The following is a 15,534-nucleotide window of genomic DNA, read 5'->3' as shown; positions in this document are numbered from 1 at the left end:
GCCATCGGCCGGGCGCCAGGCCGACGGGATGAGAACCGTGTGCGGTTTCCCGTGGAACATGGAAAACCGCTGGTCGTCAGCGCTCCAGAACGAGGGTTGAGCCGGTGCGGGACTTGCGGACGCGCAGTCGGACGGCGATGCGCTGGCGCATCTCCTCGACGTGGGAGACCAGGCCCACGACTCGGCCGCCGGTGCGGAGGTCGTCGAGGGTGTCCATCACCAGGTCGAGGGTGTCGGCGTCGAGCGTGCCGAATCCCTCGTCGATGAACAGGGTGTCCAGCAGCGCACCGCCGGTCTCGGCGGCCACGACGTCGGCGAGGCCGAGGGCCAGGGACAGGGACGCGAGGAAGGACTCCCCGCCGGACAGGGTCTTCGCCGGGCGGATCTTGCCGGAGTAGTCGTCGAGCACGTCGAGGCCCAGGCCGCCGCGGGTGCCGCGGGCGCCTGCTGCGTCCGAGTGGACGAAGGAGTAGCGGCCGTCGCTCATGCGCTGCAACCGGCGGGTCGCGGCCTCGGCCACGTCCTCCAGCCGCGCCGCCAGCACGTACGAGCGCAGCGACATCTTGCGGGCGTTCTGGCCGCGCCCGTTGACCACGTCCGCCAGGGCGGCGAGCTCCTCGTACTCCGCCTGCGCCGGTCCGAGCTGCGCCCACGCCGCGCGCAGCCGCTCCGCGAGCTGCGCCACGTCGCGGTGCCGCTGCTCCGCGCGGTGCGCCATCGCGGCTGCCCGCTCCGCGGCCTCGCGCGCCACCGTGGCCTGCTCGGTGGCCTCTTCGAGACCCACCTCGGCGTCCGGGTCGACGCCCGCCAGCTCCGCGCTCTCCAAGGTCGCGCGTGCACCCGCGGCGCGTTGCTCCACCTCCGACAGCGCCCTGGACAGTTCGGCGAGGCGGTCGTCACCGCGCTCGGCGGCGAATGCCGCCTCGACGCTTTCGAAGCCCGCGGCGGTCGCCGCTTCGCGCAGGGCGTTGCGCTGGTCCTCGACCCGCGTTTCCGCGTCAGCGCACGCAACCCGGGCGTCGACGAGCCTCTCGAGCTTGCCTGCGAGGTCGAGCAGGTGCTCGCGGCGGGCGCCGATGCCGGGGAACTCGCCCCTGGCCTCTTCGAGCCGCTCCTCCCTCTCCTCCACTGTGGACGTGAGTGCGGAGTGCTCGGCGCGCGATGTCGCAAGCCGGGTGCGGACTTCCTCGACCTGCGTGGAGATCCGATCGGTCGAAGCTTCGAGGTCCGCGAGCTGCTTGGCGCGCTGCTCGGTGCGGCCCGCCGTGTCGCGCAGCGCGTCGCGCTCCGCGGTCAGGTCCGCGAGTTCGGCGGTGAGCTGCTCCTCCGTGTGCTCGCCGAGGCGATCCCGCAGGCTCTCGCACGCCTGCTGCGCACGTTGCGCTTCTGCGGCGGCTTTCTCGCGACGCGCCTGCGCCTGCTGCTCGGCGGTCTGGGCGCGTTCCTCGTCGTCCGCGCTGACCTGGTCGTCGACCGGACGTCTCGGGTCCGGGTGCTCGGCCGAGCCGCAGACCGGGCAGGGTTCGCCCGTGGTCAGCCCTCCGGCCAGCTCGGCGGCCATACCCGCGAGGCGGCGCTCCCGGAGGTCCTGCAACCGGTCGCGGGCCTGCTGGTGCTCGTCGACGGCCAGCCGGGCCGATTGGGACGCGGTGGTGGATTCCCGTTCTGCTGCGGGAAGTTCGCGTGCGGCGGTGAGTCTGGCCGAGAGGTCGTCGAGCTTCGGGACGAGCGTCTCCAGGCGCAGTTCGCTCTGCTTGGACTCGTCGAGCTCCCTGCGTGCCTCTGCGATGCGTTCGGGCAGCGCCGCTTGCTGCGCGGTGATCTCGGCCTCGCGACGCGAGTCGGCCTCGATGCGGTCCGCGAGCTCGGCGAGCCGGCGGCGGTCCGCCTCCTGTTGCTCGGCCTGGGGAAGCAGCTGTGCGAGTGCGCCGGCCTGTTCCCGGTGGCTGCCCGCGAGCGTGCGCAGCCGGTCGGCCGGCTCGTCGTCGCCCACCTCGGAACAGGCGGCGGCCGCTGCCGACAACTCGGCCCGGGACTGTTCGAGCGCGGCCGCGGAGCGGTCGACCGACTGCCGCGCGGTGAGAACCGGAAGAACGCGCTGGGCGGCGTCCTGCTCCGCACGCCAGGCGTCGTGCTGTTCGCGGTTGCTCGCCAGCTCGGCGAGGTCGGCGTTGGCCTTGCGCACGCGCCGCACCTTGTCCGCGAACTCCCGGCGCTCGGCGAGCTTCGCCTCCGCCGCCTCGCGTTGCCGGCCGAGCTGCGCGTGCTCGGCGCGGGTGCGCTCCAGCTCGCGGATGCCGCGCTTCTCCAGCTCCTCCAGCCAGCTCGGGTGGTCCTCGTCCTCGGCGGGTCCGTTGCCCGAGACCTGGGAGAGCCGGGCGAGCAGCTCGCGTACCTGCTGCGTCTGCGACTCCAGTTCCCGGCCGCGTTCGCGCCGCCGGTCGACGAACCACTGCTCGACACCACCGAAGCGCTGCGTGGCGAACAGCTTCTCCAGCAGTTGCTCGCGTTCGGCGGTGTCGGCCCGCAGGAACCGCGCGAACTCCCCCTGCGGCAGCATCACGACCTGGAAGAACTGCTCGACGCTCATCCCAAGCAGCCGCTGCATCGTGCGAGCGACCTCGTCGATCCTGGACAGCCCCTCCCGCGGCTGCCCGTCGGGCACCGCGTCCAGCCACGTCAGCGACGCCTTCGCCTGCTGCGTCGTGAAACCCTGGCCGCGCTTCTTCGGCCGCTGGTACTCCGGGCTGCGTTCCAGCCGGAGCCGGTGGCCCTGGACCGTCAGCTCCAGGGCCACCTTCGTGGTGACCTCGGGATCGGCCGTGTCGCAGCGCAGCCGCTTGACCTCGCCGCGCGCCCCGGGAACCGCCCCGTAGATGGCGAAGGCGACCGCGTCGAGCAGCGTGGTCTTGCCCGCGCCGGTGTCGCCGTGGAGCAGGAACAGCCCATCGGAGCCGAGGGTGTCGAAGTCGACCGACTGGGTGTCCCGGTAGGGCCCGAAAGCCGTCACTTCCAGGTGGTGCAGCCTCATCGCCGGACCTCCGCGATGTCCATGGCTCGAAGCGCCTCCTGCAGCAGCAGGCGCTCGGACTCCGTCGGCTCGGATCCCCGGCAGTCGGCGACGAAACCCTTCGCGATGGTCTGGTCGTCGCGTCCGCGCACCGCCTCGGAGTAGCGCAGCGGCGCGGTCGCCCGGCCTCCCTCCGGCTGCCACTCCAGGTGCACGGCGTGCGGGAACCGCTGTTGCAGCCGCCGCATCGGCTCGAGCGGGCGGACCTCGTCGGTGAGCGTCGCCGAGAGGTAGCAGTCCTCGTGCTCGGCGTGCTCGGCGGACGTCAGCAGGTCTTCGAGTTCGCCCCGGACGGTAGCGAGCCGACGCGGCACCGGCAGCTCGCGACGATCCACACCGGACAGTCCTCCTGCGTCGAGGTCCAGCAGCCACACCGATTTCCGGTGCGCGGCCTCGGAGAACGAGTACGCCAGCGGACTGCCCGAGTAGCGCAGGTGCTCGTCGAGGCGCTGCGGACCGTGCAGGTGCCCCAGCGCCACGTAGTCGACACCGCCGAAAACCGAGCCCGGCACGTCCTCGACGCCCCCGACCGCGATCGAGCGCTCGGAGTCGCTGGAATCGCCACCGGTCACGAACGCGTGCGCCAGCACGACGGAACGGGTCTGCTCCCCGCGGGTGGAAATGTCGGCGCGGACGCGGTTCATCGCCTCGGTGAGCACGGCCGCGTGAGTGCGCGCCTCGACGCGGGCGGCCGCGCCTGCGACGTCGGCCGACGCCTCCAACGCGTGCCGGGCGGGATCCGGTTCGAGGTAGGGAACTCCGTAGAACGCGACCGGCCCGTGCTCGTCGTCGATCAGCACCGGCTCGTGCAGGCGCGAGATTTTGGTCCGCAGGTGCAGTCCACCGGCCGAGGCGAAGTCGGCGAACGCGCCGACGCGGGCAGCCGAGTCGTGGTTGCCCGGTGTGACGACGATTTCGGCACCGGCGGCGCGGATGCGCGACAGCACGCGCACGCAGGTCTCCACCGCCTCACCCGACGGCACGGCGCGGTCGTAGAGGTCACCGGAGATCACCACGACGTCGACGTGCTCGTCGGAGACCAGGTCGGCCAGTCCGCCGAGGACGGCCTCCTGGTCCCGGAGCAGGTCGCGACCGTGGAAGGTCCGGCCCACGTGCCAGTCGGAGGTATGCAGCACCCGCATGCGGCAAAGCTATCTACGCGGTCCGGGGAACGCGGCAACCCCCCAGGACGCTTCGGCGTGTCGTGCACCGGTCACGGAGTGGGACGCCCGGATGGAGCAACCGGACGCAACAGCCGCCAGAGGCCGGTCAGGCGGGTGCGGGCCGAGGCTGTCGGTGGGGTTCGAGATGATGCGGTGCGGAGCACCGAGCGGCACAGGGAGCGGATGTGGGCACCGGCGTCCTGATCACCATCGTCATCGTGCTGACGCTGCTGTTCGCGGCGGCGCTCATGCTGGTCTGGCGCCTCTACACCGACAGCGCCCGGCGGGCCGACGAAGCGCTGCGCATGGTCGAGGCCGAACGGGCGCGGACGGTGTCGCAGCAGGCGGCGCTGCGCCGGTACGAGGTCGCCTTCGCCTCCATCAGCGGACGCGGTGAGCTGGGCGAACAGGTCCTGCTGGAGACCGCGCGCTCGCTGGGGCTGCGCGAGGACATCCACTTCACACTGCAGACCGACCTCGCGGGCGGCGGCGCGGCCCGCCCGGACATGGTCCTCACCGTCGGCGGTGGCAGGCAGGTCCCCGTCGACGCCAAGGCCAGCCTCGCCGTCTGGGCGGAGGCGATGGAGACCGACGACCCCGAGGAACGCCGCGACGCGCTGCGGGTCCACGTGCGCAACATCCGCTCCCGTGCGGCGGAACTGGCGGGCAAGGGCTACCAGAAGTGGGCCGACGCGATCTACGGCTCGATCATGTTCGTGCCGTCCGACGCCGCCGTCATCGCCGCCATGGACACCGACCCGCAGCTGCTGTCCTGGCTGCTGGGCAAGCGCGTCTTCCTGTGCGGGCCGACCGGGTTCGCCGTCCTGGCCTCCGCCTCGATGTTCGCCGCGACCGAGCGCACGATCGCCTCCGACATCGAGCAGGTGCGTGCGCAGTCGGTGCGCGCCCAGCGGGCGGCCGCGGGCGCGGTGGAGGCGGTCAACCTCTCCAGCACGCACCTCCAGCGGTTCGTGTCCGCGCGGAGGCGGGAGCTCGACGCGCTGGAGGCGTTCCGCAGCGCGGCGCAGCCTCTGACCGACGCGGCCGGCGGCGCCACCCCCGTCGGCGAGGTGCGCAGGGACGAGGACGGGCTGGTGGGCAGCGCCGTGCCGGAGCTGGACGGCGGACGGGGCAACGGCGGGTACACCAACGGCGGATAGTGCCGTGGCCTGCCGGAGGCGGGAAGACGGCGGGCACGGCAACGGCGGACGCAGCGGCGGGCAGGCAGCAGCGCGGCGATTACGACGGCGGGCGGGCACCGTCCGACACAGCGGCGGCGCAACGATGGGTAGAACGGCGTCGGTTACAGGACGCACCTGGTCGGCAGAGCACCCGCGACTACCGCCGCCGGGAACGCGACCGCGGCTCGCGAACGCCGCCGATGACGCAGCGCGCCGCCGCCGGCCTCAGCGCGCGAGGCGGGTGTCGACGAAGGCGACGGCGGTGTCGACGATGAGCGGCGTGCGCGGCCCGCGCCCGAAGCCGTGGTCGAACCCCTCGTACGGGTGCATGTCGACGTCGACGCCGAGGCCGCGCAGCTTCGCGGCGAAGTCGAGGCTCTGGTCGATCGGCACGAGGGAGTCGCTGGTCCCCTGCTGGATCAGGAACGGCGGTTCGTCACCGGAGACGTTCTTGATCGGGCTCGACGCGTCGGCCGTCGCCGGGCACTCCAGCGGCACGCAGCCCAGCAGCTTGCGGACCGAGCGCTGCGAGTAGTCCCGCAGCTCCGGGTGCGAGACCTGAGCCTCGGCGCTCATGTCGGTCGGGCCGAACCAGTTCAGCACCCCGCGGATGCCGGTCAGCCCGCCTCCCGGCTTGCCCGGGTCGCCGGCGACCGCCGCGACCTGAGAGACGAGGTGCCCGCCCGCGGACGCGCCCCACAGCACGACCCGGTCGCCGTCCACGCCCCACTCACCGCCGCGCTGCTGGAGCCAGCGCACCGCGTCGGCCACGTCCACCACCTGCGCGGGGGCCTGCGCGACGCCGGTCAGCCGGTAGTCCACAGTGGCCACCGCGTAGCCGTGTTCGAGCAGCCGCTCGGCGGTCAGGGCCTCGACTGCGGACGGGTCGGCGTCCAGCGTCCGCACACCCGCGTCCCAGCCGCCGCCGTGGGCGTACACGACCAGCGGTACGGGTCCTGACCTGCGCTTCGGCAGGAACAGGTCGAGTTGCAGGGCACCGGAGTCGCGCTGCGCGTAGACCTCGCCGCGCAGCACGCGAGCGGCACCCAGGTCGCGCCCGGCCGCGGGCGGGGCCTCGTCGGTGCTGGACGCCGCGGGGCGGGCGCATCCGGCGGCGGCCAGCGCGACCAGGGCGAACGCCGCCGCCAAGACACGTCGTGCCACCGCCATCGGATCTGCCCTCCCCCTCCGCCGCACTGCACAGGGTGCGGAGACGGAGCGAGCCTAACAAGATCGCCCCTCAGTCCGCGGCGCGTTGCTCCGCTGCGAGGAAGTGGGCTGTGCCGACCGTCGCCTCGTAGAGGTCGCGGTAGTGGCGGTAGAAGGCGTCGTAGCGGTCGTGGTTGGCCGGGTTCGGCCGGACGGTGGTGGCGATCGGGTTCCACTCGTCGGGCGCGACGGCGGCCCCGGTGCCGATCCCGGCGAGCAGCGCGTCGCCGAAGGCGGCGCCGACCGTCTCGCCCGGCACCTGCTGCTCCTGCCCGGTGACGTCGGAGACGATCTGCGTCCACAGGCCGCCCTGCGTGCCGCCGCCGACCGCGACGAGCCTGCCCGCGGTGCCGCCGGCCTCGCTCATCGCCTCCAGGTTGTGCCGGACGCCGTATGCGATGCCCTCCAGCGCGGCCCGGTAGAGCTCACCGCGCCCGTGGCTGGTCGTCAGGCCCACGAGGACGCCCCTGGCGTCCGGGTCGAAGATCGGCGTGCGCTCCCCGGCGAAGTAGGGCAGCAGCAACAGCCCGCGGCTGCCCGCCGGCGCCTGCGCCGCCTGCTCGACCAGGTCGGCGAACTCGCCGCCGACCAGCTTGCGCAGCCAGTCGGTGACCGCGCCGGAGGTCGCCATTCCGGCAGCGAGGGTGTAGGTGTCCGGGAACGCGCCGCACGTGCCCCACAGCGCCGGGTGCGGATGCGGGTCGGTGAGGACCTGCACGAAGAACATCGTCGTGCCGTACATCAGCATCACGTCGCCGGGCTTGCGGACGCCGACGCTGGTCGCCTCGGCCCAGGCGTCGACGGTGCCCGCGGTGACCGGCAGGCCCTCGGGCAGCCCGGTCTCGGCCGCGGCCCGCGCGCCGACGTGGCCGACGACCTCGGTCGGCCATGCCAGCTCCGGCAGCGGCAGGTCCGGGGCGACCCGCGGCGCCCACTCCGCCGACCAGTCCCGCGCGGCCAGGTCGTAGAGCGGGTCGCACTGGCTGGCCGAGTGGTGGTCGAGCACGTAGCGGCCGGTCAGCCGGTGCACCAGGTACGAGCTGCACATCAGCAGCATCTCGGTGCGCCGGTAGGTCTCCGGCTCGTGCTCGGCGAGCCAGCGGATCTTCGGCCCGACCGCCTGGCTGCTCAGCGCCGACCCGCCGCGCCGCAGGATCTCGTCGGCGCCCAGCTCCTCGGTCAGCGCGGCGATCTGCTCGGTGGCCCGGGTGTCGACGCCGTAGAGGATCGCCGGGCGCAGCGGGTTGCCGTCGCCGTCGGCGGGCAGCAGCACCGGCCCGATGCCGCTGACGCCGAGGCCGGCCAGCGTGCGGCCCTCGACCGCGGGCAGCAGCTCGGACACCAGCGCCCGGAAGTCGGTCCACCACACGGCCTCGGCGTCGTGCTCGACCCAGCCCGGGTGCGGGTAGGAGGTCTCGTGCGGCTTGATCGCCCGGGCTACGACGCGCCCGTCGGCGGTGACCAGCACGCCCTTGGAACTCGACGTGCCGATGTCGATGCCGAGCAGCACTGTTTCGGCCATCGCGAAGTCCTCTCCTGGTGGTGGCCGGCGGGTGAGCCGGTCCGGCCGGAGCGCCCCGGCCGGAGCGGTTCGGCTACGGGTATGCGTCAGCCGCGGGTCCACTCGTCCAGGCGGATGCCGAGCTGCTCGGTGACGGCGCGCAGCGCGGCGCGGTGGTCGCCCGGAATGGCGTGGATGTGGTTGGCGCCGAACTTGGACAGGAACACCTCGCCCGGCGCGTCCAGCCGTGCGAAGGCGTGCGGCCACTCCGGCGTCGACTGGTCCATCAGCACCTTGTTGGTGGCCTCGTCGTAGCTCTCGAACTCGCCGAGCATGAGCTGGAGCCGGTACTGGCCGTCCTCGCGCGTCAGCCTGCCGAGGGTCATCTGACCGGGAGCGGCGATGTGCTGGACCGAGGCGCCGCCCGCCGGGAAGAAGAACACCTCCGGGTAGAAGTTGACCTTCGCCAGGTTCTCCGCCGGGTCGTCGCTGCGGGCGGCGAACCAGGTGGCGTGCTGGCCGGAGTTGCACAGGTCCCAGATGTCGCGGTCGGCGTGGTAGTGGCGGACGTCGGCGAACAGGACCGGGGTCTCGGCGATGCTCTTGAAGATCTGCATCGTCAGCGCCCCGTCCATGTCTGCCTCGGTGGCGCAGACGTGGGTCTTCTTCGGACCGTTCCAGTCGTAGGGGTCGTTGAGGAACGCCTCGGTGACGTCCATCGTGGCGAAGTGCTCGGTGAGCTCGGGCTGGCCCTTGATGCCGGAGAAGTCCAGGTTGCGCTCGGCGATGATGTCCCGGACCGCCATGTAGGAGCGGATCTGGCGCTCCAGCAGCTCCGGGGTGAGCTTCTTGCCGTCGTAGTGCACGCCGGCGGCATGGCGCTCGATCCACTCGCGGGCGTGCTTGGCCTCGGCCGCGTCGGCCTTCTCCGCGCGCAGGACCAGCTCGTACTGGTCGATCTCCTCGACGTCGATGCCGAACTGGCGCTGCCACTGGTCGGTGTTGGCCACCGCGGTGTTCATGCCCATCGGGCGGCCGCCGAAGCGCCCGAACGTGGAGCCGTGCAGCGCGGAGACCGCGGCCGCCGCCCTGGCCCGCACGCTGATCTTCTCCGCCAGCTCGGTGTCGTCCGGGGCGCCCCACGCCCGGGTGTGCGCGCGGCCGATCTGGTCGAGCGCGCCGCCCGCTGCGAGCATGCCGACCAGGCCGGGCTCGGTGGGGTCGGTGCTGGCGACCAGGACCAGCGGGCTGCGGGTGGCGTCGGCTGCCAGCATCGTGAAATGCGGGAAGGCCCAGACGGTGTAGTAGAAGACCGTGACGTCGACGTCGGAGGCGGCGACCTTGCGCGCGACCGAGGTGGCCAGGGTGTTGGTGGCGACCAGGTCGTCGCCCGCGACGACCTCGTGCCCGGCCTGCTTCAGCGACCGGACGAGGTCGTCCTGTTTGGACTGGATGAACTCCGAGTTCCGCGCGTGCACATGGTCACGCCCGTCGGAGATGCTGATGACACCGATGCGAGCCACGGGTTCCTCCCAAGTTCTTCCAGACAGGCGGCGTTGACTGCTGAGAGCACGACGGCGGGGGCGGGATCGCAGACGACCTGCGCCCCGGACGCCCGCGACTCCCCGGTGGCGAGCACTCGAACGGGAAGGTTTTTCACAATGCACCGTACGAGCTATGAGCAATCGTTTTCTCGGACGCTATTCTCGTATAACACGGGCTGTCAAGGCTGGCGGCCGGTGATCACGCGGGAAGAGGACAACGGGAGGAACGGTGGCGACGATCAGTGACGTGGCGACCCGCGCGGGGGTCTCCACCGCGACCGTGTCCAGGGCGCTCAACGGCAAGAGCACGGTCGATCCGGAACTGGCCGCCCGGGTGCTGGCGGCGGCCGACGAGCTGGGCTACCGGCCCAACGGTCCGGCCCGCAACCTGCGCAAACAGGAGACCGCGGTGCTGGCGCTGATCATCTCCGATGTGGAGAACCCCTTCTTCACCGCGATATCGCGCGGTGTCGAGGACGTGGCGCACTCAGCGGGCTACTCGGTCGTGCTGTGCAACTCCGACGACGAACCGGAGAAGGAGCGCGAGTACATCGACGTGGCGTTGCAGGAGCGGGTGGCCGGGGTGCTGCTGTCCCCGGCAGGTGCCGGGGACAGCGCCGACCTGCTCCGCACGCACGGCACGCCGGTGGTGGCGCTGGACCGGCCGCTGCCGAACTCGTTCGGCGACACGGTCCTGGTGGACAGCCGCGACGCGGCCCGGGACGCCGCGCTGCACCTCAGCGCACAGGGCTACCGCGACATCGCCTGCATCACCGGCCCCACCGGTGTGCTGACCGCCGACGACCGCCTCGCCGGCTACCAGGACGGTCTGCGCGAGGCGGGCCGGACCGTCTCCGACGCACTGGTCCGGCGCTGCGAGTTCAAGGCCGCGGGCGCGAAGGAGGCGGCGCGGTCGCTGCTCACCCAGGACCCGCGGCCGGACGCGGTGCTGGTGGCCAACAACGCCATGGCGGTCGGTGTGCTGGAGACGATGGCCGAGCTCGGCCTGCGAGCGGGCCGCGATGTCGGCGTGGTGGCGTTCGACGACGCTCCCTGGGCGACGCTGCTCGACCCGCCGCTGACCGTCGTCTCCCAGCCCGCCTACGACATGGGTGCGGTGGGGGCGCAGCTGCTGCTCAGCCGCATCGGCGGCGACGGCACCGACGCCTCGACCACCACCCTGTCGGCCCACCTGGTCACCCGGGGTAGCAGCTCCCGGGGCTGACGCCGTGGCGATGCGGGAGTGGCTCGACGGGCTCGACGAGCAGGCGCGTGCCCAGGCGCGAGAGCTCGCGGCGCTCGTCCTGGGCACCGAACCGCGCGTCGAGCACGCGGTGAAGTGGGGCCGGCTGACCTTCACCGTCGACGGCGACTGGCACCACTGGGTGTGCGCGGTCGCCGCGACGGCCCGAGGCGCGCGGCTGGTGTTCCACAAGGGGGTGCTGCTCGACGACCCCGAGGGGCTGCTGACCGGTTCCGGGCGCTACGTCCGCGAGGTCTCCGCCTCCGCCGCGGCGAGCCACCCGGACGCGGTCAGCGCGCTGCTCCGCGACGCGCTCGCTCACCGAACCGACCTGCTCTGACGAACTCGAAGGCCCGCGCCCGCCGCAGCAGGGCGCACGTGCGGACACGGGCCTGGTGGATGTGGACGAAGGGGCGTCCCCGGCGCCGGGGACGCCCCTTCAACGCGCTCATCCAGCCACCCCTAGCGCGAGTAGACCGAATACTTCGAGGCCGACCAGGCGGGTGCCCCCTGGACCGGGAACAGCTCCACCCGCACCGACTGCTTGCCGTCGGTCAGGCCAGGCGCCACGTCGAACTCGTCCTCGAGCCACCGGTGGTGCGGGTTGCCCAGCGGCTGCAGCCAGCGCCCGGCGGGCTGGCCGTCGATCCGCACGTCCACGGCCTGGTAGGCGTTCTGCTGGTCGCCGAGCCGCCGCAGCCGCACGCCCTCGCCGTTCGCGTCGACCGCCACATCGAAGCTGATCGGGCCGGTCGCGGTCGTGGTTGCCCTGGTCATCGGCGACGGGTTGCGCCCGCCCTCATAGGTTGCGTTCAGCGACGCGACAGCCTCGCCCTGCGCCCGGTAGCCGTGCCGGTCGCGGCTGGCCGGGTCGGCGAGGTCGACCTCGTCGGTGAGCCGCTGCTCGGCGGGGTGGCCGCCGTACCAGTAGGCCACCGAGCTGTAGTCGCCCGGCTCGTCGTTGAGCGGCCCGTGCTCGATGCCGGCCAGCAGCCCGTCGGCGAAGGGCACCGCGTCGGGCACCATCAGCCGGTAGGCGCCGGTGCAGTCGTAGCGGCAGCCGTCCGCGTTCAGCTCGTGCGACGGGTTGCCCGCCAGCGGCATCGAGAACGTCGTGCCGTCGCGGAAGTACCACCCGGCCTCGTAGTAGTCCTCGCTGCCGGTGCCGTGCCAGGCCGGGCTCGACGACCCGTTGACGTAGAAGCGCTCGTCGCCCTCCAGGTAGTTGCGCTGGTTGGCCGCTGCCTGGTTCTCCACCGAGAGCGGCCGCGCGGCGCTCCTCATCCCCGGCGGGATCAGCCCCCGCATGGTGTGCGTGACGCCGTAGAAGGTGCCCGCGCCCTTGGCGTCGACGAACGTCCAGTCCTGGCCCGGGGTCGTGGGGGCCCGCCGGTGCGTGGCGTGGAAGTAGCCGGTGTTGGTCCCGATCTCCATCGGCGCGCTGACCACCTCGGCGGTCGCGCCCCTGACCACGGCTCCTCCGGTGTTGACGATCTCGACCCTGGCGTTCTGGCTGAACGGCATCGGCCACCAGGCGGTGTACCAGCCGTCGAGGCCGGGGTCTACCGAGCTCATCATGGTCCGCACGTCGTGCTCGCCGAGACCGGTGCCGAAGAACTCGCCGATCGGGGCGTCCACCGTGGTCCTGCCGTCGAAGGTGATGCGCACCCGCGTCGTCTCCAGCATCGCGTCGGACGCCGCGACCTGGTCGGGCGGGAACCCGTAGCGGCCGACCAGCTTGGACCGCGCGAACACCGGGTTGTCGATGCGGTACCCGTGCGCGGCCTCCTCGCCCGGGTGGGCCGGGCCGAGGTCGAGCACGTCGGTGCGCACCCACTCACCGTTCACCTTGCTGTGGACGTCGTAGCGGAACTCGTTGACGTCCAGCGAGGACGAGATGAACTGGTTGGCGATCTCGACCGAGGACTTGCCCGCGGTGAGCGCGGGCGGCACCTCGATGATCTGCACGCCCCAGGCGCCGGGCGCGGCCGCCCCGCTGCGCCACTCCCCCGCGGGCACGCCGTCGACGTTCATGCGCGCGACCTGGTTGGCGATCTGCGGGTCGTAGCGCCGGATCACCCGGATGCCCTGGTTGCCCGGGTGCACCGCCATCCGGAAGCGGCTGCCGCCGCCCTGGCCGTAGGCCATGCCGTCGTCGACGACCTGCGGGCTGGCCAGCACCTGGGGCAGGCGCACCCGGAGCTGGTTGATCTGCGCGGGCCCGCTGAGCTCGGCGACCCGCACCGACGCACCGGGCGCGAGTTCGAAGTCGCGGCGGGTGGGCCGCGCCCCCGGGGCCGGCGGCTTCGGGTCGGCGACGCCGAAGCCGCGCAGCCTGCGCAGGACGTCCGATGCACCGTCGGCGGGGTTGAACGTCTGCACACCGTTGCTGTCGGGGAAGGTGCGGGTGTTGACGTGGTAGAAGTACGGGTTGTTCTGCACGGTCACCCGCATCGACTCCCGGTAGGGCATCGGGACCTTGATGACCGCGCCGCCGGAGGCGTCGTCGGCGTTGCCGACCAGCGGCCACTGGAACGGTCCGCCGACCCGCCCGGTGACCACGTCGATCAGCGGCCGGTCGAGCACCACCCTGCCGTCGAGCTCGATGATGATGTTGCCGGTGCCGGTGACGTCGCCCCAGGGCTCCCGGGTGAACCAGATCGAGGAGATCTCGCCGGGCCCGGAGTGCTCGGCGATCACGCAACCGCGCTGCCAGGTGCGCAGGCAGGAGAAGGTGCCCTGGAATCCGTCGTTGTTGCTGCCGTCCCGGGCGAAGCTGGAGAACTGCCTGCTCTGCTCACCCCCGCGGAGCTGCGTCAGCCCGTTGACGTCGCGGTAGGTGTCCCAGCCGACAGCGCCCCGCGCGGCCGCGTTGCGCTGCGCGAACGCCGCTTCGGGGCTCAGGCCGGCGTCGGCCACGACGGTGGCCGCCGCCAGCGTCGCGACTCCCAGGTACACTCCGAACCTGCTCGGGCGACGGCGATACGCCGAATTCGCTTCCCTCGAGCCGTCTCTCATCCTGCTTGCCCTCCCCACACACGGCACCGTCCTCTGCGGACGGTGCCGTACCGGTTCCATCGGTCACGCGCGCGATTCGACTTCGCCTTCCCGGTTCGACTCGGGAACAAGACATCACTCGACTTTGTGCAAAAGGGTATGAGCGGGACCCGCCGCCGCAGTCCGAACACCTGTCGGTGCACGGGAAAACGGTGCGACGCATTCACCTAATAGAATGGTTGCCGGGCGGAGTAGCGCCGGACAACCCCCATCCAGGTGGCATTCGGCCATTCATTGCAAATCGGACTCACGGTCAGTTACGCGTCCGGCATCGTCAACCGCCGCAAAGGAATTAGCTTCTCCACAATGGATGAAAACCGTAGTCCCAACGTGACCTGGGGGCATGCCCAGGCGGACTCGCCGATGCGTCCCGCGGAATTCTCCCCAGCGGGACGCACCGGCGAGTGCCGGTTCCTGCTTCACGCGTCCGGGCGTTCGCGGCCCGGTTCAACCAGGTGTGTCCGGTCGCCGACCGGGTGACCGTCCGGCAATCGGGTGACACTCCGGCGGAGCAGAAGTTCGCCACCCGGTTCTCGAAGCGGTCAGCCCTGGTTCAACCGCGTGTAGACCTGGGTCGCGTTCTCCTTGGTGACCAGCTCGGTCGGCAGCGTCTGCTCCTTCGGCAGGGGCTGGCAGTCGATGAGCAGCTTGCGCGCCGCCTCGACGGCCTCCTCGCCACCGGTCGGGTAGAGGTTGGTGGCCGACAGCCTGCCCTGCTCCACGGCCTTGATGCCGCCCGACTCGATCGGCAGGCCGTCGATGCCGACGAACTTCAGGTCCTTGCGCCCGGCGGCCTGGGCGGCCAGCCACGCGCCCTCGGCCATCGGGTCGTTCTGCGCGTACACCGCCTGGATGTCGGGGTGGGCCTTGAGCAGCGCGTCCATCTTCTGCTGCCCGACCGAACGCTCCCACTCGCCGTCGGCGGTGTCGACGACCTCGATCTTCGACCCGGCGATGCCCTCCATGAAGCCCTTCTCCCGCTCGGCGGCGGGGGTGGACCCGGAGAGGCCCTTGAGCTGGACGATCTTGCCGCCCTGCGGCAGCAGCGTGTTCTTGAAGTACTCGCCGGCCTGCCTGCCGATCTGCACGTTGTCCGCGCCGATGTAGGTGGTGAATGCCTCGCCCTCGACCTTGCGGTCGAGCACCACGACCGGGATGCCCTCGTTGTAGGCCTTGCGCACCACGTCGGTCAGCGGCGCGGCCTCGTTCGGCGAGATCATCAGCAGGTTGACCTTCTTGGTCATGAAGTTCTCGACGTCGCTGACCTGCTTGGAGTTGTCCTTGGCCGCGTCGGCGAACAGCACTTCGAACTGCGGCACCTTCTCCGCGGCCTTGCGGATGTCCTCGTCCATCCGCACCCGGTAGGGCTCGGCGAGGTTGGCCTGGCTCATGCCGATCGTGTACCTGGTGTCCGGGCCCTTGCACGCCTTCGTCGGGTCCTGCTGCTGGACCTGGCCGGTGTTCTCACTCGTCGTACCGCAGCCGGCCGCGGCTATGGCCACCGCAGCGCACGTCATCGCGAACAAGGACCTCGTTGTCTTGCGCATCGTGCTTCCTCCCGGATGG

The 15,534-nt window shown here is 71.9% G+C and carries 10 protein-coding genes; 3 read left to right on the top strand and 7 right to left on the bottom strand.

Annotated elements, in window-relative coordinates:
* Positions 1 to 76: 76 nt before the first annotated feature.
* Both HUO13_RS04785 and HUO13_RS04780 read right to left on the bottom strand, forming a co-directional pair.
* Positions 77 to 3,031, bottom strand: coding sequence for an AAA family ATPase (locus HUO13_RS04785; protein ID WP_211900268.1), 2,955 nt, complete (start codon positions 3,029 to 3,031; stop codon positions 77 to 79).
* Positions 3,028 to 4,212: an exonuclease SbcCD subunit D gene (locus tag HUO13_RS04780; protein WP_211900267.1), complete on the bottom strand. Its 1,185-nt coding sequence runs from the start codon at positions 4,210 to 4,212 to the stop codon at positions 3,028 to 3,030. Before HUO13_RS04780 ends, HUO13_RS04785 begins: the two co-directional genes overlap by 4 nt.
* A 269-nt stretch (positions 4,213 to 4,481) precedes the next feature.
* Here HUO13_RS04780 and HUO13_RS04775 point away from each other — a divergent pair, with 269 nt between their 5' ends.
* On the top strand, positions 4,482 to 5,393 hold the full coding sequence (locus HUO13_RS04775; RefSeq protein WP_432757850.1) for a DNA recombination protein RmuC: 912 nt from the start codon (positions 4,482 to 4,484) through the stop codon (positions 5,391 to 5,393).
* Positions 5,394 to 5,639: 246 nt separating this feature from the next.
* On the opposite strand, the gene HUO13_RS04770 is transcribed toward HUO13_RS04775, so the two are convergent.
* From HUO13_RS04770 to HUO13_RS04760, 3 genes are all read right to left on the bottom strand, one after another.
* On the bottom strand, positions 5,640 to 6,584 hold the full coding sequence (locus HUO13_RS04770; RefSeq protein ID WP_211900265.1) for an alpha/beta hydrolase: 945 nt from the start codon (positions 6,582 to 6,584) through the stop codon (positions 5,640 to 5,642).
* Between the two features lie 70 nt (positions 6,585 to 6,654).
* Positions 6,655 to 8,145, bottom strand: a complete 1,491-nt coding sequence (locus HUO13_RS04765; RefSeq protein ID WP_211900264.1) for an FGGY-family carbohydrate kinase — start codon at positions 8,143 to 8,145, stop codon at positions 6,655 to 6,657.
* An 86-nt stretch (positions 8,146 to 8,231) separates the two neighbouring features.
* Positions 8,232 to 9,647 (bottom strand): L-fucose/L-arabinose isomerase family protein, encoded by a 1,416-nt coding sequence (locus HUO13_RS04760; protein WP_211900263.1) that lies wholly within the window; start codon positions 9,645 to 9,647, stop codon positions 8,232 to 8,234.
* A gap of 250 nt (positions 9,648 to 9,897) precedes the next feature.
* Between HUO13_RS04760 and HUO13_RS04755 the strand changes: the two genes are divergently transcribed.
* Together HUO13_RS04755 and HUO13_RS04750 are read left to right on the top strand one after the other, a co-directional pair.
* Entirely contained in the window at positions 9,898 to 10,893 is a 996-nt protein-coding gene (locus HUO13_RS04755; RefSeq protein ID WP_211900262.1) for a LacI family DNA-binding transcriptional regulator, read from the top strand.
* A gap of 10 nt (positions 10,894 to 10,903) precedes the next feature.
* Complete coding sequence (locus tag HUO13_RS04750) at positions 10,904 to 11,251, top strand: DUF1801 domain-containing protein (RefSeq protein WP_211900261.1); 348 nt, start codon at positions 10,904 to 10,906, stop codon at positions 11,249 to 11,251.
* Between the two features lie 122 nt (positions 11,252 to 11,373).
* Here HUO13_RS04750 and HUO13_RS04745 read toward each other — a convergent pair whose 3' ends face one another.
* Complete coding sequence (locus HUO13_RS04745) at positions 11,374 to 13,869, bottom strand: glycoside hydrolase family 172 protein (protein WP_211900260.1); 2,496 nt, start codon at positions 13,867 to 13,869, stop codon at positions 11,374 to 11,376.
* Between the two features lie 641 nt (positions 13,870 to 14,510).
* A complete protein-coding gene (locus HUO13_RS04740; protein ID WP_211900259.1) occupies positions 14,511 to 15,515 on the bottom strand; it encodes a substrate-binding domain-containing protein in 1,005 nt (334 codons plus the stop codon).
* Between the last annotated feature and the right edge of the window lie 19 nt (positions 15,516 to 15,534).

The sequence above is a fragment of the Saccharopolyspora erythraea genome, assembly GCF_018141105.1.
GTDB classification, from domain to species: Bacteria; Actinomycetota; Actinomycetes; order Mycobacteriales; family Pseudonocardiaceae; genus Saccharopolyspora_D; species Saccharopolyspora_D erythraea_A.
Note: the sequence above shows the minus strand (reverse complement) of the source record. Positions and strands in the feature narration are given on the sequence as shown.